Here is a 19085-nt window from a genome sequence, read left to right on the forward strand (position 1 = left end):
GCCACCCTAAAACCGATAGCCAACGCCGAAAAACATATTGGTAACGAAGCGTTTTGATACCAATGGGCTATCAGTCATTCCACTGCCTAACGTGGTGAATTGAATTCTACCAAGCCAATGCCATTGCTGATTTAGTGGTTTGTTAAAAAGCAGACCGCCAGTAAATTGAAAAGTACTATCGGCGCTATACCATAGCGTTTCATCATTCGTATCTCGTTCGCTGATACCGTAGTAGTAATCTATAAGCGCGCTGCTTTTGTAGGTGACCGAGATGTGGGTAGAGAAAGTCCAATCTTGCCACTTGGTATCGTGCTGATACCGGCCTGTGGCGCTAAATCCATTGTGTACATTAAGCGCATCATGAATGAAAGTCAGTGACCATCTGTCTTGGTCATTAAACCAATTAGTGCGAACACCTGCGTCCAACGACCACTTGCGGCTAGCAATATCATTAACTGAAATATAGCGCGGCGGCGTTTCCTCTGGTTCATTAGGGTTTGGCGTGTCCACGCCATCAGTCACACTTGTTGTGGGTAATAGGATGTTACTAGGTTGCCAAAAAGCAAAATACGCGCGTTCTGAATTGGCACGAAAGAATACTTCGGTTGTCATATCTTGGTGAGGTTGCCACTGATAGCCAAACTCACCATTGTCGAAATAGGCATGCTCACCATACCACGCAACATCGGGCAAAATGATAAGTGGAATTGCGTCACCATCAACTAATGGGTTTGTGCGCGCGCCGACGCCAAAGGCGACGCCAACAGACCAGTTGTCTTCTTCAATACAGACTAGCGAGTTTTCACAGCCCCATGCAGATGCATGATAAATACTTGTGAATAACACACAAAGAGCGAAACGCAGCAGCACACAAATTCCCTTTAACAACATTGAGGTGCTAAGACTACCAAACTGTAAAGCGTGAAACAGTACTCGATTACAAATTGTCACATTTATATTCAGTTTGGATCTGATTGATATGCAATGCGATTCTATTATGGATTTCAGGGTTTCACTCAAACAAGGATATGGAACATGAAATCGAAACACGGGATAGACGGCATTTCAAAATGCATGGCAGTACTTATTTTCTCTACTTGCGTGATAACCGCGTGTAGCAGTGGAGATGGCGGCGATGAAGAACAAGCGCCACAGCTTACGTTAACCACCTCTACTGATTCACCATTGGGACAAAGTCCACATATATCGGCGAGCCAGTATGTCAAAAATGGTCTGTATTTAGTAAATGTGCAACAACGCGAAAGTTCCAGTGATGGAAGTGGTGATGTAGCCGCAGAAGCCCCTGAGTTTTCAACGACCACAACGCAGATTGATGGCGTAGACGAGGCCGACCGTATTGAATATGACGGCGAGTATTTTTATGTCGCCAATTTACCTACCTGGGACTCACAATCAGGCATAGAAAATCGCGTGAGAATATTGAAACGACAAAATGATTTTTCTCTTGACGTTATTGCTGATATACCGCTTGAGTCTGAGCAAGAAATGGCTGGCATGTATCTTCATGACAAGCGCCTTGGTGTGATTACCCGTAAGTTTGGCTACTACCCATTAGAAGACGCTGTTGCCACCTCAAGCCCATGGCACAGCCCAGACAACGACACTCAGATAGAATTCATTGACGTTACCTTACCTAATGCGCCAACAACACCTCATAAAGTCAAGATTGATGGGCGTCTCATTAGCTCTAGGCGAATAGGGAATGATTTATATCTTGCGATGCAGTATGTGCCTTTTGCTGACAACCTGCCAGCCGTTGATGACACTACAAGCAGCCGCATTAAGTATTACCAACATTTACTCGCATTGGATAATGCGTCGTTAGTGCCACACATTACAATCAATGATCAGTCTTCACCGCTTTATGACTTAGATAGCTGTCTCGTGCCCGAAAATGCGAGCAATAAGAATGGCCACGTGCAAATGCTTAGTGTGGTAAAAATTGATATGTCATCGCCTTCAACATATTCGGCTCTATGTACCATTGTAGAAGCACATGGCTTATTCATGACACATAACAATATGTACTTACATGCAACCCAAGGCAATGATACTGTTTTTCATAAGGTATCATTGGACAACGGCATTGAATATCAAGCTACGGGGAAGGTGCAAGGCATATTTGGCTGGAGTAGTTCTGCCCAACTCAAGATGTCTGAGCGTGATGATTACTTTATGGCGCTCACAACGCAAGGCCTTTTAGCGGATGACCCTGAACACTATCTACATGTTCTTAAGCAGCAAGGTCGCCAGTTAGTTGAAGTGACCAGACTTCCTAATGACAACGAGCCCTCGCCAATAGGAAAGCCCGGAGAAGATGTTTATGCAGTACGCTTCTTTGACGATAAGGCATATGTGGTTACTTTTGAGCAAATCGACCCGCTTTACGTTATTGATCTTTCTGATGTAGAAGCACCATTTATACGCGGAGAACTTACAATTCCTGGATTTTCAAGCTATCTACATCCAATGGAAAATGGCTTACTGTTAGGAATAGGGCAACAAGTTATTGGGGCGAATATTCCCAGCGCTGGCGAGCAACCCATGACAACGCCGGTGGAAGATGGGATGAAGGTAAGTTTGTTTGATGTCGTAGACCCTGAAAACCCTATATTACTTAACGAGTACGTGTGGCCTGATACGTATACTGGGGCTGAATACGATTATAGAGCGTTATCGGTGTTAAAAACGCCAACGGGGTATCGCTTTGCATTGCCATCTGAATCATGGATAAGCGATGAAGGTATATTTTCAATACACTATGCTTTGCAAATGTTAGCGGTTGATAGCGAAGAAAGAACATTATCCCTCGTGGGAAGCATCACTCAGCCTCAAGATAATGACAATTATTATGGCAGCTACGAAGATAGAAGTGTGTTGCATAGTGATCATGTGTATTACCTAAGAGGCAACAACATCTATCACTCTTTGTGGCAGCAAGAGCCTGTCATAGACGGTCCTTACTAACGCGTATTAAGCGTTTACGGTATACGCTGCTTCTGCGCACGTTATACCTCAAAGTCTATACGTTTAATTATTCCCTCCCAGCCGGGAGGGATTTTTCCTTGAAGTACATAGGAATACGCTAGCAACTCAGCTATTACGTAGTACAAAGATTCTGGAATATCTTGTCCAACATCTAAAGTAGCGAGTACTTCACTTAGGTAGGGATCTTCGTGTATGAGGATCCCGGTTTCCTGCGCCATCGCAATAATTGCCTCAGCGAGATCGCCGTAGCCTTTTGCAACTACTTTTGGGGTGTTTTTCTTATCACCCCCTTCGTATTTAAGCCCTATAGCCCGTTTTGCTTTTTGTGTGTCACTCATACGCGCGTCTCAAATATTTGATGAGGACGTGTATTTAACGACTCGGGAATGTGGCCTCGCTGAAAGGTAGTTTGCTCAACGGTTAAGCCTAGTTCGGTAAGGCGTTTTTTGAGGTAGGGAAGGGTATCTGCCAGTCGCTTGAGTATCACATCGTTAGACGCATACAAGTCGAGGGTAATAGTGTCATTGTCTATTTTGGATTTTGCCAACACTGCTCCGGTACTTCCGATATCTAACTTCATTGTTACGTTCCATAACTTGCGTTCGCCTTTTTCTTGCCGTGCTTGATTAGGCTTTTCTTGCTCGCGCTGAACAAGCAGTTCGGTGGGCGAATGCTGTTGAGATAGCGAGGGAAATACGTAGTAAAGACTATCTTGCCCTTGAATTCTGCTTTCTGCACTGGCTAATTTTGCTTGCTGATGGGAGGCCAATAAGGTTTTCAATTGGGATAACAGTTGATGGCGACTATCTAATTGATTTATCTCCTGGCTTACTTTGCTTGGCTGCCCGGGCACGCCCATGTTTGTGAGTGTTTTCGAAATGATTGAGTCTGGGGCGTCAGCAAGTGATTTTAGCGATGGTTGGCGCTGTATTGCGCGACCAGCTAGAGCAAGCTGAACTAAAGCGACCAACCCTTGAACAAAGCTTGATGACGCTACCGGAGAGGTCAGCGTCAATGGTGTAGCAAGCAGTGCATTGGCGGTAAATACCTGTTGAATTCGTTGTGATAAACCTTGCTCTGCCAACTCCATGGTTGGTTTGGACGACGCTATTTGTTCACCAGAAACGCTGCCCTGTGCAGGTGACTGCAATTTTTGCTCTACGTCTGCCATGGCAGACGAGTTTACATTAGTCTTGGTGCCAGTGCCGGTGAGTTGTTGTAGCGCACTTGAAAGTAAACTGTTTGAAGCCGCCTTTGCTTGATTACCCAGTAGTTTTGCAAGTGCTGCAAGGTCATGTTTCGCGGTAGTTTCTGTTTTTTGCTGCTCGGCTTGATGCGCGCTATCTCGTTGCAGGCTGTTAGTCGCCACAGTTGAAGTATCGGTGTTTTGCGTTTTGCTGCTCATATTCAACGCCTGTCGGGTTGAAGGTTTTGCGTTTAGCACATCAAGGGATTTTAATTGCTGTAAAAGCTTTTCTATTGCCAGTTTTTCAGTAGGGCTAGCCGTGGCGTTTGGGGGAGGATTGACCGCACTATTACTTGTACCCTCTACAATAGAAAGTAGTTGAGACAAGGCGTGTTGAGTATTCCCCGTTTGACTGAGCAATACGCGCGATAAGGTCATAATAGCGCGGTGTACATCACTGTCTTTTAGCGAAGCATGTGAAACCGCAGTGGATGCGTGTTTATTGACCCCATCTTGTTGCTGGAGAGACGGAGTCTCCAAAGGCGTTTTACCGTCGATAAGCGTTACTTTTGGCAGCAGTGCTTGATCGATTTGCGCTACTTGTTTGTTGTCTAATACGGGCAGTGCTTGCGCCTGAGTTTGAGAAAGTGCGATAGAAACTAAGGCTCTATGGTGTGCCGACTGAATGGTAATAACCCCATCGCGAGTTTTGCCTGCATTGTCACTTAATCCAATTAATGCTGCGCTTTTTAAAACGTTAGGCGTTTGCGTGATGTCGCTTGGTAAAAAAGACTTTAAAGAAGTGCTATTAAGACTTTTAGACTCAAGTGCTACTGTCCCCTGCTTTAACGCAGCTTCAACAACTTGGGTGTGAGTAGCGCCAGTCATATTACTGAGCCTGAGGGGCTGTGTGCGACTTTGTGCATCCAATGTATTTGCGGTCGAAGGCGAGAGCGTTGCTTGTAGCGTGCTAGCACCTGAATTTGTGGCATTCGCTAGAGTCAGAGTGACGTGAGAACCCAGCCATTTTTGCAGAAGCGCTTTTTGCTCTGCGCTGCTGATGGAAAGCGCTATTGCACCTTGTGTTTGTGCCGAAACTGTCGCCGAAGATACATTGGAAGATGAATTTGGTAAGCGCTTATTGTTCGTATCAAGGGCAAACTGACCATTAGCTAGGGTAACTAATTTTCCATTGATAGAAGCCGCTGAGTTGCCGCTTTCCAGTGCCTGCATTAGAGCTTTAAACAATGCACCACGCTGCGCATGGGGTAACTCGATTTGATACGTGGTGTTCGTCGTGGCACTTAGAATAGCTGAAACGTTTTTGTCACCAATATTGTTATTGGGGAGCGCTGCAAGTTGCGGGTTTTGGAGCGCTTGCTGTGTTATCTCAACGGGTACTTTAATGTTGAGCGACTGTGATGTTGATGACGGTGTCCTTATCGCAAGAATATGCTCTGGCAATCGCGCCACGGTTACCCTCGCAGCATTAGCCAATGCGACAGCTTGAGAGAGGGCCACTTGATTTCCCGTTGCTTGATTGGCAAACGTTGATTGCCCTGCAACGTTTGCCACAGAGCCCGATTCTTGGCGAACTGCGTTGGCAATGAGTGAGGTAAGGTGTGATGTCATAGAAAGCGTATCGGCAACAAGCAGGCAAACATTATTTAATTCATTTAAGCATAATACACAGCAGCCAGCACACAAACTCGTGCTTTGTCATTGAAGTAAATCATATTTAATTGGAATTCACGACTGCGAAAAAGCCGTCATGTGGTAAACTATCGCGGTTTTTTCAGATTGACGATTTTTTGGGGTTTATAGGCTGTGTTAGAAGCATGCAGTTTAACGTGCATTAAAAGAGATAGAAGCCTGTTTGAAGGGCTTTCGCTGGTAGTTAACTCTGGTGAACTCTTATACTTGCGCGGTCCCAACGGCGCTGGAAAAACCAGCTTACTGCGTATTCTAACAGGGTTATGCGACGCTGACGCTGGACAAGTTAAATACGACGGGAGCAATATCAAGGAGATAAAAGCGCAATACTACGATGCCCTTTTTTATCTCGGCCACAAAACAGGTAATAGCAATAGTCTTTCCGCGCTCGATAACTTGTCATTCTGGCTCTCGCAGCATGGCGTTAGTGTTACGCAAGACAAATTGTATGAGGCTCTTGCTCGCGTTGGTTTGGTTGGTCTTGAGGATGTTCCGGTTCGCTACTTATCCGCAGGGCAACAGCGACGTGTGGCGCTCGCGCGCCTCTGGCTTAAGCCAGCAAAAGTCTGGATTTTAGATGAGCCCTTTACGGCGCTTGATGTAAAAGGTATTGCATTACTTGAACAAACAATGAAGTCTCACGTCGATAAAGGGGGGATTGTGCTGACAACTTCGCATCAACCTTTATCAGATTTGGCGGGTGCGCATCGCGTATTTGACTTGGAGTATCGTTTTTAATGTCACTGTATCACGGGATTTTCAAGCGTGATTTACACATCGCGTTTAAGCAAAAAGCTGAATTGGTGCAGCCCCTCATGTTTTTGCTTATGGTGGTAACGCTTTTTCCCCTTGGCGTAAGCCCGTCACCTGATACGTTGCAACGTATCGGTCCAGGCGTTATTTGGATAGCGGCGATATTATCGTCATTGATGGCAATGGAGCGACTGTTCCGAGATGACTTCAATGATGGTTCGTTAGAGCAGTACGTTTTGTCGGGTATGGCACTCCCAGCCATCAGCGCGGTGAAAGTTGCAACACATTGGTTAGTGAGTTTCGTACCTTTACTTTTATTGTCGCCCTTATTGGCGATGTTTTTGAATTTATCATTTAATATGTACTTGGCGTTGTTGCTTACGTTGTTACTAGGCACACCGTTATTGTCGCTAATTGGTGCCATTGCAGTAGGTCTGACTGTGGGATTACAGAAAGGGGGCGTACTTTTAGCCCTGTTGCTCATTCCTGTTTTCATTCCGTTACTGATATTTGCCACATCTGCTGTGGATTCTGCCGCACTGCAATTACCTTATCATTCACAACTTGCTATCATCGCCGCTATGCTTTTGCTGGCAGCGGCCTTAGCTCCGTTCGCCATAGCGTATTCGTTAAAAGTGAGTCAAAACTAATGTGGAAGTGGTTACACCCCTACGCTAAAACTGAGCGTGCCTACCAACTTTGTTTAACATTACAACCTTGGTTTTGGGTTGGTGCAGCATTGTGCTTGAGTGTTGGAACCGTTTGGGGTTTGGCATTTGCACCGCAAGATTATCAACAAGGCGATTCTTTTCGCATTATTTATATCCATGTACCCAGCGCTATTTTGTCCATGGGGACCTACGTTGCAATGGCAGTGGCTGCATTAGTTGGTATGGTATGGCAGTGGCGTACTGCCTATATGTCCATGATTGCCATGGCGCCGGTGGGTGCAGTGATGACCTTTATTGCGTTATTTACCGGCGCAGCATGGGGTAAACCAATGTGGGGAGCGTGGTGGGTATGGGATGCTCGGTTAACTTCTGAGCTAATTCTATTGTTTTTGTATATGGGAGTTATTGCGCTATACGGTGCATTTGAAGATAAACAGCAGGCTGGCAAAGCGGCAGGTGTTATGGCACTTGTGGGCGTGGTAAATATCCCCATTATTCATTACTCAGTAGAGTGGTGGAATACGCTTCATCAAGGAGCAACAATCAGTAAATTTGATAACCCGTCAATTGCGCCGGAAATGTTATGGCCATTGCTGATTAACTTATTAGGGTTTGCGTTTTTTATTGGTGCAGTCACAACCGTAAGATTGCGCAATGAAATTGTTCTAAGAGAAATGCATCGCCCCTGGGTGCAACAATTAGCGAAACATGCACTAGAGGCAGGTAAGTAATATGCAGTTTAATTCCGTTACCGACTTTCTCAATATGGGCGGATATGCTTTTTATGTGTGGCTATCTTTCGGTATTACTTTTGGTGCAATGGCGCTGGTAGTAATTCAAAGCTATATCAAGCAAAAGTCTTTGCTTAAAGCAGTGATAACCGAGCAAGCGCGCAAAGCACGCATTAAGAAAGCACGTTTACAGGAAGCGCAGGACGATAAGTCTTAGTGCATTCATTGTGCATACACGTACGGCGTAGCATGCGTGTTCAAGTGGAATAAAGTTCAAGAAGGCACATCACCGAGGTGCCATTTTTTTAGTATTAGAAATTCGAAGTGAGATAGTTGCATGAACCCGAGACGAAAGCAGCGATTAGCCGTAGTTGGAATTATCGGTTTTTTGGTTGTAAGTGCAATTGGATTAATGCTTTATGCATTAAACGACAGTATTGACCTGTTTTATACGCCAAGCGAAATTATTGAAGGTAAAAACGGGCAGAAGCCACAAATCGGACAGCGTTTACGCATAGGCGGTATGGTCGTACCTGGCAGTGTTAAACGTGACAGCGAGAGCCTGGCGGTGGGCTTCGACTTAATCGACACGGGCCCTACAGTAACGGTAACTTATACAGGTATTTTGCCCGATTTATTTCGCGAGGGACAAGGCATAGTTGCGACAGGTGTTTTAACTCAAACCGGACACATAAAAGCGCAAGAAGTACTGGCAAAGCATGATGAAGAATATATGCCTCCAGAATTAGCTGAAAAAATGAAAGGCATAAAACACGTTAAGCCTGACAATATGCCCAAGAGCGCGAATTCTGAAAGCAGTGATGCAAGTCAATCGACACAAGGATACTAAGGCATGGTTCCCGAGATTGGAAATATTGCACTAACACTCGCATTAGTATTATCTATCCTCCTCGCCGTTTATCCACTGTGGGGGGCACATCGCCAACATGAAGCGCTAATGGCGACGGCAAAACCTTTGGCGATAGGGGTATTCATCTTCACGCTTATTGCCTATGTATGTCTTACCTACGCCTTTGTGACAGATGATTTTAGCGTGGCTTACGTAGCGCAGCATTCTAATAGTCGATTGCCTATTTACTACAAAATAACGGCAGTGTGGGGCGGACACGAAGGTTCTTTCTTGTTGTGGGTTTTGATGCTGTCAGTATGGACAGTGGCGGTCGCTATTTTCAGTAAGGGAATTCCGCTTGCGATGGTCGCACGTGTGCTTGCCGTGCTAGGAATGGTAGGCATCGGCTTTTATCTGTTTATGTTATTAACCTCTAATCCATTTAATAGCATGTTGCCGTTTTTCCCTGTCGATGGAAGGGATTTAAACCCGTTACTTCAAGATTTTGGCATGATAATCCATCCGCCCATGTTGTACATGGGCTACGTTGGTTTTTCTGTTGCTTTTGCTTTTGCTATTTCAGCGCTAATCTCTGGTCAATTAGATTCAACATGGGCCCGTTGGTCACGTCCATGGGTGATTGCTGCTTGGGCGTTTCTTACGGTAGGTATTGCGCTTGGTAGCTGGTGGGCATATTACGAACTCGGCTGGGGTGGCTGGTGGTTCTGGGATCCGGTTGAAAACGCATCCTTTATGCCGTGGTTGGTAGGTACTGCGCTAATGCACTCTCTTGCGGTAACTGAAAAGCGAAAAGCCTTTAAATCGTGGACAGTGTTATTAGCCATAGCGGCATTCAGCCTCAGTTTGTTGGGAACGTTTTTAGTTCGCTCAGGTGTTATTGTTTCCGTTCATTCTTTTGCCAGTGATCCTACGCGGGGACTGTTCATCCTTGGTATTCTAATTGTATTAAGCGGGTTAGGGTTATTGCTTTATGCCCTCCGTGCAGCGTCACTGAAAAGCCCTGGTCGTTATCAAGCATTTTCACGTGAAGTATTGCTAATGGGCAATAATGTGTTTCTTTGTGCAGCGACATTAGTTGTGCTATTAGGAACGCTTTTACCGTTAATTCACAAGGAGCTGGGGCTAGGAAGTATCTCTGTTGGCGCGCCGTTCTTTAATCAAATGTTTACCCTTTTGATAGTGCCTTTTGTACTGATACTTGGCCTTGGACCACTAACACGTTGGAAACAACAAAAAGCCAGTGAGCTTCAAAAGCAGTTACTTGTTGCCGGTGGCATCGCATTAAGTGCTGGCGTGCTGGTGAATTTTGCTTACGATGCACCAACCTATATGGGTGTATTGGGGATGGTGCTGGTATTTTGGATCCTCGTCACAACCGTGCAAGAAGTGGTTCAGCGTATTAGTGCCATGCCCGAAAAAGGCGCTGACAAAAATAGCTTGATGACCAAACTTCGCAAATTAACGCCAAGTCACTGGGGAATGGTGTTAGGTCATGTTGGTTTCGCCATTGTCATTATTGGTATCACGTTGGTATCTAATTATGAGTTGGAAAGAGATGTGCGAATGGATGTAGGCGATACAGTAAGTTTGGGTGGCTATGACTTTACCTTTAAAGATGTAAGGAAAGTTCAGGGGCCCAATTATCAAGCTGATGCAGGCATTTTCGATGTTTATAAAGACGGAGAGAAAGTGGCTCATCTCATGCCTGAAAAACGCCTATACATCGTGCAGCGAATGCCAATGACGGAAGCGGCTATCCACTCAAATGTGGCCAGGGATTTGTTTATTGCAATGGGTGAGCCATTAGACAACGGGGCTTGGGCGATTCGTATTTACATTAAGCCATTTGTTATATGGCTATGGGCTGGTGCCGTTGTAATGGCTATTGGTGGGATTTTCTCAATTTGTGACAAGCGCTATCGTATGGCGAAGGTTAAGAAAGTGAGCGCAGTGTTGAATAAAATGACTGCAGGTAAGCGCGGTGTCTCGAACAAAAGCAACGTCAGTGTTGATAACGTTGCACAAAACTCTGCGACAAAAGGAGAGGCATAATGAAAAAAACATCGTTAGTGGCCATTCCTTTGGTGCTTTTCATATTGCTGGTAGTTTTCTTGTTTAAAGGGCTCTTTTCGGACCCGCGAGAGTTGGACTCGCAAGTGCAAGACAAAACGCTGCCAGCGTTTTCTCTACCTGATTTAATGAATCCAGAGAAAATGTACACGCCAAGCGATCTTAAAGGCAAGGTGACCATTCTGAACGTGTGGGGTGTTTGGTGCGTGACATGTGCTGTGGAAATGCCCTACTTAACACAGCTTAAAAATGAGCAAGGTGTTCATATTGTGGGTTTGTACTTTGACCAAGACTTAGATCCTGATTTTGGTACTAAGACGCTAAGTCGTGTTCAGCAAGAAGTGACAGAGATGCTCAGTCGTTATGGCAACCCTTATGCGTTCAACATTTTTGATGTCTACCGTGATACTTCACTCGATTTAGGGGTGACTGGCGCACCAGAGCACTTTGTTATAGATGCCGAAGGAATTATCCGTATGCATCATATTGGCGATATCAACGAAAGGGTATGGAACAATAAAATAAGTCCTCTATATAACAAATTGGTGGCTCAAGCTGAAATGACTTCAAGCAATACTTACGAGGTAGACACGCAGGGAGAGAGTGAATGATTCGATCCTGTAAGTTTATGCTACTCATACTGCTGAGTGTATTAAGCCTGTCATCTGCGCAGGCGGTTGAAGAGAGCTTTAGTTTTGACTCTGCCGAACAGCGCGCCAGTTTCTTGCGATTAACCGCCGAGTTGCGCTGCCCTATGTGTCAAAATCAGAACATTGCGGATAGCGATGCAATGATAGCGCATGACATGCGGCGTAAGGTTTATAGCCTGCTTAAACAAGGTAAAACTGAGCAGGAGGTTATCGACTTCATGAAAGCGCGCTATGGTGATTTTGTACATTATCAGCCACCAGTAACTGCAGCAACACTCTGGCTTTGGGCGGGGCCAGTGCTGTTTATATTTATTGCACTTGTTGTGATTGTTAGACGTAAATCTGTAACGCCGCCAGAAGATATGGCGGCTAAGCTCGCAAAAGCCGACGCTATGCTGGAGCAAGAAAAAGAATGAGTTGGTCTGAATTTTATCTCGTAGTTTCCGGACTTATCACGTTAGTGTTGCTGATTATTGCCTTTCCGTGGCTAAAGAGAAAGAACCACGCGAAGCAAGACAGCTTAAGTAACACACAAATCGTCAAACAGCGTTTGGCTGAGTTAGAACGCGAAGTGGATGAAGGACTCATCAGTGAGCACGACAAACGTCAAGCGGTTGATGAGTTAAAACTCGCCCTTGTTGATGAAAGCGCGTTTCAAGCACACAAAAAAGGCAACGCAAAGCTGCCTTTGGTCATAGGCGGTGCGTTGGCATTAGGTGCTGGTATTGTGGTTTATTCACAAGTAAACCAAATGTCTCGTGTAGTACAAGCAAGCGAAGCGATAGCCGCATTGCCAGAGCTCAGTCAGCAATTAACCAGTGGTAATGCGAATGATCTTACTCAGCAAGATATCGCAAACCTTGCATTAGCAATTAGACAGCGATTGCGTAATGAGCCTGAAGACGATACGGGTTGGATGTATTTTGGCAGGCTTATGCTCAGCATTGGGCAAGAGGTGCAGGCAATTGAGGCAATTGATAAGGCTGTGAGTCTCGACCCGACTAATTCAAGCAGTCGAATTACCCTAGCCCAAGCGTTAATGACAACAGGTGACGTAAACAACCTAGAACGTGCACAACAATTGCTTTTAGGATTGCTCGAAGAGAATCCAAAAAACGACAATTTAGCATTAATGATGGCCGTGGTATCGGCGCAACTCGGTGATTTGGATAATACGAAGCGTTTCTTCAACCAAGTAAAAGATAAACTACCAAAAGACAGTGACATGTCAAAGCGTTTAACTGCACGCTTGAATGAACTTGAGGGACAGTCTATCGCATTAGGCTCGTTACCTTCTCAAGGCGAGATAGAGCGAGATGAGCAAGACAGCCAGACAGGTTTTACTGTTTCAATAGAATTATCGCAAAGCGCGAAAGAAAAAGCGCCTACATCGGGTCACCTCATTGTATTTGCACAGGACCTTAATTCGGGCAATAGAATGCCCGCTGCGGTGGTTAAGTTACCTATCGGTGAATTCCCTTTGTCTGTTAGGTTAACCGCTGACAGTGCTATGATGCCCCAGTATACGCTTTTATCATTATCAGACGTGCGTATAACTGCTAGGCTTTCACTCGATGAAAATGTGGCTGTGGCACAAGGAGAGTGGCAAGGTAGTATAGAGAGCCCTGTCAAGCAAGGCCAGATTACACCAATCAATATCACGATTAATAAGGAATTGTAGTTATGAATTTTTCAAAGTCGCTCGTTGCAGGACTGCTAATTGCCAGCAGTTTTTTGGGTGGGTGTGCGAGTAATAACGCACAAGAGCAGGCTGCAACTAACAATTCTAGTACGACCGTGGATACTTCTGATCCTCGCGACCCCTTTGAGTCGGTAAACCGTGAAGTATGGGATTTTAACTGGGAAGTATTAGACGCCTATATCCTTCGACCTGTAACCATCACCTACGTGACTGTTATGCCTCAGTTTGCTCGCACTGGTTTGGTTAACGCTGCCGAAAACTTAAGAGAACCTGCAAACTTCACCAACAATCTATTACAAGGAAAGATTGATGATAGCTTAGATAGCTTGGCACGTTTTCTAATAAACACGACAGTTGGTTTGGTAGGAACAATTGATGTTGCGTCTAAAATTGGACTGGAACGTAAAGAAGAGCAATTCGGTGAAACGCTGGCCGTGTGGGGTGTTGAAACAGGCCCTTATCTTATGTTGCCCTTTTTAGGCCCAAGTGACCCAAGAAGTTTCACCGGCGATTATGTAGATGGGTTTGCATTTCCGATGACGCTTATTGACGGCACACTCAATCTTGCGCGTATTGGTATATCGTTATTAGAAACACGCGCGCAGCTAATTGATCAAGAAGCTCAACTAGAGCAAGCAGTTGATGATTATGCCTTTATCAAAAATGCTTATTTTGAGCGTTTAGAATTTAGAGTTACCGATGGAAAAAGTGCTGATAAAGCACTAGGTGAAGAACAGCTTGATGACTTTGCCGATTTCGAAGCCATGCTTGAAGACAATGATTTTGATTCTTATGATCTTCCGGAAGAAGACAAGAAAGAAGATAAAGAAAAAGACGATATAGACAATAAGTAGATGTGTTCTAGTTATTATCGCCGCTGATACACACTTAAAGTTGATTAACTTCCAGTGTGTAATCGGCGGTGTATGCCCCTGACAACGACAAATCATTTTGTAAGGTCAGGGTGCCAAAAACGGTTATCGTGAAATCGGCACCGTTTCCTTTTACGGTAACGTTAACCGGCTGATTATCGTATAACAAAACGGTTCCGCCTTTTGCTCCTGTAAGTTCTGCGATGGGCGCGTATTGTAGCGCTGTGTTCGTGCTTCCCGTAATCATTACTTCAACGTTGCCGTTTCTAGGCAAGTTAGTTACCAGTACCTCTCCAAGGGTAATATCAATATCCGTTGTGTCACACGCACCAGAAATAACGCCGAACTGGGACATTGTGCATGTTAATCCAGATTGAGCAGAGACCGAACCAAAATGTACAGGTGCAATTTCACTTATGGTAATTGCGCCAAGGCTGGACGAAATTGAAAGCAAAAAGAGAGAATAAACAAGGTGTTTCACAGGGCAACCAAAATTTTTTTATTTATAGTAGCCAAGAAAAAAGATAGAAGAAATTAGTCAAAAGTCGAGCACTTAGGTAATGAAGTGCTCGACAGGTGGATTACTTAATCTTTAGGGTAGCCCATGGGGTTTTGAGACTGCCAGTTCCATGTGTCGGCGCACATTTCGTCCAGTCCTTTTTGTGCATGCCAGTTAAGCTCTGTTGCGGCTTTTGTAGGGTCTGCATAACAGGCTGCGACATCGCCACTTCTGCGTGGTGCAATCTTATAAGGCACCGCTTTACCCGAGCCTTTTTCAAATGCCTTAACCATTTCTAGTACCGAATAGCCTTGACCTGTACCTAAGTTGTACTTGTCTAATCCCATATTGAGCACTAAACGGTCTAGTGCTTTCAAGTGCCCGTTTGCCAAGTCAACCACGTGAATATAATCACGCACGCCAGTGCCATCTACCGTGTCGTAGTCATCACCAAACACGCTTAGCTGTTGGAGTTTTCCTGTAGCAACTTGGGAAATATAAGGCATGAGGTTATTGGGAATACCATTAGGATCTTCGCCAATTTGACCAGAGTGGTGTGCGCCTACTGGGTTGAAATAGCGAAGTAGTACAATATTCCACTCGTTATCCGACATATAGAGATCGCTTAGCATATGTTCAACCATTAGCTTGGACATGCCGTAAGGGTTAGTAGGTTGACCAGTAGCCATATCTTCACGAAGTGGAAGTGAAGCAGGGTCGCCATACACAGTAGCTGACGAGCTAAATACAATATTCTTCACATTGTGTTTTTGCATTGCCTTACACAAAGTTAGCGTGCCGTACACATTGTTTTCGTAGTAGGAAAGTGGCTTTTCAACAGACTCTCCGACAGCTTTTAGGCCCGCGAAATGGATGACAGCAAAGATACTGTGCTCACTGAAAATATCGTCTAGTACGGCAGTGTCGCGAATATCACCTTGAACAAAGGTGACAGACTTTCCGGTAAGTGATTCTACGCGGCGCAAAGATTCTGCACTGGCATTTGATAAATTATCTAAAACCACAACGCCATAGTCTTGCTCAAGTAACTGTAATACCGTGTGGCTACCAATATAGCCAGCACCACCAGTAACTAAGATAGTTTTCATGCATTCTCCTTGCTTGATGAAGACGCTATATATTTAGCGCACATTGAATATTGAATGGGTTTGATAAATAGCGGATAACATAAAAATACCACAAAAGCCCACAGTAACGAGGTCCAATTTGCTGCTGTCTGCAAAATAAGTGCAAACACTGGCACTATCACAAGTAACTTCAACACATTGAGCATGGTTTTCTCAGGAACAGATAGACGTTTTGATGCTTTATCTAACAGCTTCATTCGCTCTGTGAGAGGGAGCCCTTTTAGAGCGGGGATGTCACGAGTGGAAAAATAAAACTTCATACATTGCTCTTAAAATAAAAAACCGCCGAAACTAGACGTTGCGGCGGTCATTGTATGGCAATCTACTTGTTATTTAAACAAGGTAAGTTATGCCTTCTGTTCCATACCTGCTTTTTCCCAGAATCGAGACTTTATGCTAAACAAGCCAATCACGATTGCGATAGAAATGCTAAACAGGGCTATTTGTAAGTATAGGTTTGGCATCTCTTGCACGTTTTCAGGATCGAAGTTTCCTGAAAGTAAACCAGCGATTATGTTACCGATAGAGTAGGTCAGTACGAACACACCCATCATTTGGCCGGCAAAGCGTTTTGGTGACAATTTACTTACTGCACTTAGTGCAACTGGACTTAAGCAAAGCTCACCAACTGTGTGTAGGAAGTATGTAGTAACCAACCACATAGGTGCTACCTTTAAGCCCTGTGCCGCATACTGCGATGCCATAAACATTACAAGGAAACCCGACGCCATAATGATGATACCGACTGCACATTTAATCGTATACGACGGATCAATCATGCGCTTGGCTAAGTTAATCCAAAGTGCAGCAAAGAAAGGCGAAAGAATGATGATAAATAGTGAATTAGAAAGTTGGAACCACACGGTAGGAATTGCGTCCATTCCGAACCATGAAGTAAGCAAAGAGTCGCTTTCTAGCACTCGATCAGTATAATTTTGTGCAAAAAGGTTAAGTGATGAGCCCGCTTGCTCAAAACCAGACCAGAAGCACGCCGAGGCAACACACACCAAAAATAGCGCCCACATGCGCTTTTTCTCGTTGTCGCTTAGCTTACCTTTGAAATAAATGAACCCGAAGTATAAAAAGAAGATCACAGTAAACGCGATGGCGACTTGCTGAGCAAGTACAACAGGCTCGATAACAATGGTGCCCATATGAGCTAAAATAATAACCACAACAGCGGCTGCTATAACACCAAACACACCCATCCATGCGCGCTGCTTTGCAGCACCTTCATAAGGGTTTGCTGGCGCAACAGACTCAGCTGATAACGAACGATTGCTAAAGTAGTATTGAACTAGACCGATAGCCATGCCCACTGCTGCTGCACCAAAGGCATAGTGCCAGCCCCAGTTTTCCTGAAGGTAGCCAGTTACAAGGTAAGCAATAAGAGAACCAATGTTAATGCCCATGTAGTAAAGCGCATAGCCACTGTCGCGGCGACCATCGTCGTCGCCATATTGCTGTCCCACCATTGCTGAGATATTTGGCTTAAGTAAACCAGTACCTGTAGCAACAAGGATAAGGCCAACAAAGAATAAGTTCTGTAAGTCTATCGCCAGCACAACGTGACCAGTAAAAATTATAAGACCACCGTACCAAACGGCTTTTTTACCACCAATTAAGCGGTCTGCTAGCCAACCGCCGGGCAAACCTAGAAAATATACCGCACCGGTATATAGGCCATAGATAGCGCCAGCTGTTGCCACAGTGAAGCCCAACCCTTGGGTTTGTAGGCTTGCTGTCATGAAAAGTACAAGAAGCGCGCGCATGCCGTAATAACTCATGCGTTCCCACATCTCTGTAAAAAATAGCGTTCTTAGGCCCCCTGGATGGCCGAAAAAGCTAGTATCGTTAGATGATTTCATAATTATATTTCTATTCCATATTGCTTATGGTTGTTATTGTAGAGCACTTATTTGCACAGGCTCTTTGATATAGGTCCTTAGGCGGATAGCTTCTTATACTAGAGCTTGCATAAAGACACAAGATTTCGACGATAAACTTCATCAAAGGTTTGTCAACCGACTAAGGATTAATCACTTAGTCGGTTGTTGTTCTTACTAGAAAGATAAAAAAATTACAGTTCGCGGATAGTGGCAACAACAATGCGAACAATACCATAGATAAGTAGCAGTGCTACGCCAAACAGTACCAAGTTGTAAATAACGGTGGGGTAGGCGTTATCATCGGGTAAGGTGGGTGACTCAACCGTGACAAGGTGCTGAAGTTTTTGGTAGGTTTCTACCCGGGCATTTTCAAGTGTGATTAGCGATGAGGAGTATGCCTGAATAGCCAACTGAAGTTGCACTTGCAGGTTGCTGTACTGTGCCATAAGTTCGGTTACAGAAAGTGCCTCACTTTCATCTTCGGCAGTGCTCAAGCGCTCTTTTTGTTTTTCCACTTCTTTTTGTAGGGCGGCTATTTCGCGTTTAACGTTAATTATCTCAGGCGCAGCGTCAGACATCATAGTAGACATGGTGCTCAATTGCGCTTTTTTCTGTGCCAGCGTGGCTTCTAGTGAAAATGCTATCTGCTGAAATGCAGCGCCTTCGGCTGTCGGGTCTAATACGTTGTATTTTGACTGGAAGGCCAAAATGTCAGTTTTAGCCTGCTGAAGTTTCTGTTCAACAATTTCATGTTCACCTTTCGCAAATGCCAGCTTTGATTTGGCTAGGTTGTTATTGATGTTGTTGATGAATTGTTCTGCTTTATCGACGATAGCCTGGTTGATTACTTGTGCAAACTCAGCGTTAAATGCTCGGGTTTTTAAGGTGATTACGGAAGATGCAGAATCAACGCTGACGTCGATGTGTGATAAGTAGAATTCATAAAAGCTCTCTCGAGTATGAGTGGTTGCCAGGCCGCTAAAAAAATCGGCTTCATCAGAGATATAGTGCTCTCGAAGACCTATAGTTTCGTCTAAATAGTTAATCATATCGGCAGATTGTATATAAGCCTCAATTAATTGGCTTTCACCTGCTGAAGCTGCGCCGGGGACACCAGCAGCCATTAATAGCGACGAGGGATCAAAGCTACTGCCACCATCAGTTGATTTGACAATAAGTTGGCTTTGACTTTCATATTGGGGCGCAGCCCAAAGAATGAGATAAAATGCGTACAATGCCCAAGGCAAAACAAGAATAAGCGTTTTGTTTTTCTTGAGAAGAGCATTGAGCTGAGTAAGAGATTTTTCCACTGTTATTTAAA

Annotated in this window: 19 protein-coding genes; 11 read left to right on the forward strand and 8 right to left on the reverse strand. The window is 44.7% G+C overall.

Features of this window, described 5'->3' with window-relative positions:
- Nucleotides 1–6: 6 nt before the first annotated feature.
- A complete protein-coding gene (locus tag OZ660_RS04600) occupies nt 7–870 on the reverse strand; it encodes a MipA/OmpV family protein (RefSeq protein ID WP_274742729.1) in 864 nt (287 codons plus the stop codon).
- A 165-nt stretch (nt 871–1035) separates the two neighbouring features.
- On the opposite strand from OZ660_RS04600, the gene OZ660_RS04605 reads away from it, so the two are divergent.
- Nucleotides 1036–2988: a beta-propeller domain-containing protein gene (locus OZ660_RS04605; RefSeq protein ID WP_274742730.1), complete on the forward strand. Its 1953-nt coding sequence runs from the start codon at nt 1036–1038 to the stop codon at nt 2986–2988.
- A 41-nt stretch (nt 2989–3029) separates the two neighbouring features.
- Here OZ660_RS04605 and OZ660_RS04610 read toward each other — a convergent pair whose 3' ends face one another.
- On the reverse strand, nt 3030–3347 hold the full coding sequence (locus tag OZ660_RS04610) for an EscU/YscU/HrcU family type III secretion system export apparatus switch protein (RefSeq protein WP_159623737.1): 318 nt from the start codon (nt 3345–3347) through the stop codon (nt 3030–3032).
- Entirely contained in the window at nt 3344–5827 is a 2484-nt protein-coding gene (gene fliK, locus OZ660_RS04615) for a flagellar hook-length control protein FliK (RefSeq protein ID WP_274742731.1), read from the reverse strand. Before fliK ends, OZ660_RS04610 begins: the two co-directional genes overlap by 4 nt.
- A gap of 195 nt (nt 5828–6022) precedes the next feature.
- On the opposite strand from fliK, the gene ccmA reads away from it, so the two are divergent.
- The 10 genes from ccmA to OZ660_RS04665 all read left to right on the forward strand — a co-directional run bounded on the left by ccmA (nt 6023) and on the right by OZ660_RS04665 (nt 14210).
- Entirely contained in the window at nt 6023–6646 is a 624-nt protein-coding gene (gene ccmA / locus OZ660_RS04620; protein ID WP_274742732.1) for a cytochrome c biogenesis heme-transporting ATPase CcmA, read from the forward strand.
- Nucleotides 6646–7311: a heme exporter protein CcmB gene (ccmB, locus tag OZ660_RS04625; RefSeq protein ID WP_274742733.1), complete on the forward strand. Its 666-nt coding sequence runs from the start codon at nt 6646–6648 to the stop codon at nt 7309–7311. The genes ccmA and ccmB overlap by 1 nt, the downstream gene beginning before the upstream one ends.
- On the forward strand, nt 7311–8063 hold the full coding sequence (locus tag OZ660_RS04630; RefSeq protein ID WP_274742734.1) for a heme ABC transporter permease: 753 nt from the start codon (nt 7311–7313) through the stop codon (nt 8061–8063). Before ccmB ends, OZ660_RS04630 begins: the two co-directional genes overlap by 1 nt.
- A gap of 1 nt (nt 8064) precedes the next feature.
- The gene (gene ccmD, locus OZ660_RS04635; RefSeq protein WP_274742735.1) at nt 8065–8280 is read left to right on the forward strand and encodes a heme exporter protein CcmD; all 216 of its coding nucleotides are present in this window, start codon (nt 8065–8067) and stop codon (nt 8278–8280) included.
- A 120-nt stretch (nt 8281–8400) separates the two neighbouring features.
- Nucleotides 8401–8913 (forward strand): cytochrome c maturation protein CcmE, encoded by a 513-nt coding sequence (gene ccmE, locus OZ660_RS04640; protein WP_274742736.1) that lies wholly within the window; start codon nt 8401–8403, stop codon nt 8911–8913.
- A gap of 3 nt (nt 8914–8916) precedes the next feature.
- On the forward strand, nt 8917–10986 hold the full coding sequence (locus tag OZ660_RS04645; protein ID WP_274742737.1) for a heme lyase CcmF/NrfE family subunit: 2070 nt from the start codon (nt 8917–8919) through the stop codon (nt 10984–10986).
- Nucleotides 10986–11615 carry a redoxin family protein gene (locus tag OZ660_RS04650; RefSeq protein WP_274742738.1) on the forward strand — a complete coding sequence of 210 codons (630 nt, stop codon included), beginning with the start codon at nt 10986–10988 and terminating at the stop codon, nt 11613–11615. Before OZ660_RS04645 ends, OZ660_RS04650 begins: the two co-directional genes overlap by 1 nt.
- The gene (locus OZ660_RS04655) at nt 11612–12070 is read left to right on the forward strand and encodes a cytochrome c-type biogenesis protein (RefSeq protein WP_446698951.1); all 459 of its coding nucleotides are present in this window, start codon (nt 11612–11614) and stop codon (nt 12068–12070) included. Before OZ660_RS04650 ends, OZ660_RS04655 begins: the two co-directional genes overlap by 4 nt.
- Nucleotides 12067–13335, forward strand: a complete 1269-nt coding sequence (gene ccmI / locus OZ660_RS04660; RefSeq protein WP_274742739.1) for a c-type cytochrome biogenesis protein CcmI — start codon at nt 12067–12069, stop codon at nt 13333–13335. The genes OZ660_RS04655 and ccmI overlap by 4 nt, the downstream gene beginning before the upstream one ends.
- Before the next feature lie 2 nt (nt 13336–13337).
- Nucleotides 13338–14210, forward strand: coding sequence for an MlaA family lipoprotein (locus tag OZ660_RS04665; protein ID WP_274742740.1), 873 nt, complete (start codon nt 13338–13340; stop codon nt 14208–14210).
- A 34-nt stretch (nt 14211–14244) separates the two neighbouring features.
- Here the strand turns inward: OZ660_RS04665 and OZ660_RS04670 are convergent, their stop codons facing one another.
- The 5 genes from OZ660_RS04670 to OZ660_RS04690 all read right to left on the reverse strand — a co-directional run bounded on the left by OZ660_RS04670 (nt 14245) and on the right by OZ660_RS04690 (nt 19074).
- A complete protein-coding gene (locus OZ660_RS04670) occupies nt 14245–14709 on the reverse strand; it encodes a hypothetical protein (protein WP_202266684.1) in 465 nt (154 codons plus the stop codon).
- A gap of 104 nt (nt 14710–14813) precedes the next feature.
- Entirely contained in the window at nt 14814–15836 is a 1023-nt protein-coding gene (gene galE, locus OZ660_RS04675) for a UDP-glucose 4-epimerase GalE (RefSeq protein ID WP_274742741.1), read from the reverse strand.
- Entirely contained in the window at nt 15833–16135 is a 303-nt protein-coding gene (locus OZ660_RS04680) for a DUF6170 family protein (protein ID WP_202264058.1), read from the reverse strand. Before OZ660_RS04680 ends, galE begins: the two co-directional genes overlap by 4 nt.
- Nucleotides 16136–16222: 87 nt before the next feature.
- Nucleotides 16223–17743, reverse strand: a complete 1521-nt coding sequence (locus tag OZ660_RS04685; RefSeq protein ID WP_274742742.1) for a peptide MFS transporter — start codon at nt 17741–17743, stop codon at nt 16223–16225.
- Nucleotides 17744–17955: 212 nt separating this feature from the next.
- On the reverse strand, nt 17956–19074 hold the full coding sequence (locus OZ660_RS04690) for a capsule biosynthesis protein (protein WP_274742743.1): 1119 nt from the start codon (nt 19072–19074) through the stop codon (nt 17956–17958).
- Nucleotides 19075–19085 lie beyond the last annotated feature (11 nt).

The sequence above is a fragment of the Alteromonas sp. 009811495 genome (assembly GCF_028865455.1).
Taxonomy (GTDB): domain Bacteria; phylum Pseudomonadota; class Gammaproteobacteria; order Enterobacterales; family Alteromonadaceae; genus Alteromonas.

What these genes read in the sequence shown, in the direction of transcription:
- OZ660_RS04645 (WP_274742737.1), top strand. Translation starts at nt 8,917, where the DNA reads ATGGTTCCCGAGATTGGAAATATTGCACTAACACTCGCATTAGTATTA.
- ccmD (WP_274742735.1), top strand. Translation starts at nt 8,065, where the DNA reads ATGCAGTTTAATTCCGTTACCGACTTTCTCAATATGGGCGGATATGCT.
- OZ660_RS04610 (WP_159623737.1), bottom strand. Translation starts at nt 3,347, where the DNA reads ATGAGTGACACACAAAAAGCAAAACGGGCTATAGGGCTTAAATACGAA.
- ccmI (WP_274742739.1), top strand. Translation starts at nt 12,067, where the DNA reads ATGAGTTGGTCTGAATTTTATCTCGTAGTTTCCGGACTTATCACGTTA.
- galE (WP_274742741.1), bottom strand. Translation starts at nt 15,836, where the DNA reads ATGAAAACTATCTTAGTTACTGGTGGTGCTGGCTATATTGGTAGCCAC.
- OZ660_RS04680 (WP_202264058.1), bottom strand. Translation starts at nt 16,135, where the DNA reads ATGAAGTTTTATTTTTCCACTCGTGACATCCCCGCTCTAAAAGGGCTC.
- ccmB (WP_274742733.1), top strand. Translation starts at nt 6,646, where the DNA reads ATGTCACTGTATCACGGGATTTTCAAGCGTGATTTACACATCGCGTTT.
- OZ660_RS04655 (WP_446698951.1), top strand. Translation starts at nt 11,612, where the DNA reads ATGATTCGATCCTGTAAGTTTATGCTACTCATACTGCTGAGTGTATTA.
- ccmE (WP_274742736.1), top strand. Translation starts at nt 8,401, where the DNA reads ATGAACCCGAGACGAAAGCAGCGATTAGCCGTAGTTGGAATTATCGGT.
- OZ660_RS04630 (WP_274742734.1), top strand. Translation starts at nt 7,311, where the DNA reads ATGTGGAAGTGGTTACACCCCTACGCTAAAACTGAGCGTGCCTACCAA.
- OZ660_RS04650 (WP_274742738.1), top strand. Translation starts at nt 10,986, where the DNA reads ATGAAAAAAACATCGTTAGTGGCCATTCCTTTGGTGCTTTTCATATTG.
- OZ660_RS04685 (WP_274742742.1), bottom strand. Translation starts at nt 17,743, where the DNA reads ATGAAATCATCTAACGATACTAGCTTTTTCGGCCATCCAGGGGGCCTA.
- fliK (WP_274742731.1), bottom strand. Translation starts at nt 5,827, where the DNA reads ATGACATCACACCTTACCTCACTCATTGCCAACGCAGTTCGCCAAGAA.
- OZ660_RS04605 (WP_274742730.1), top strand. Translation starts at nt 1,036, where the DNA reads ATGAAATCGAAACACGGGATAGACGGCATTTCAAAATGCATGGCAGTA.
- OZ660_RS04665 (WP_274742740.1), top strand. Translation starts at nt 13,338, where the DNA reads ATGAATTTTTCAAAGTCGCTCGTTGCAGGACTGCTAATTGCCAGCAGT.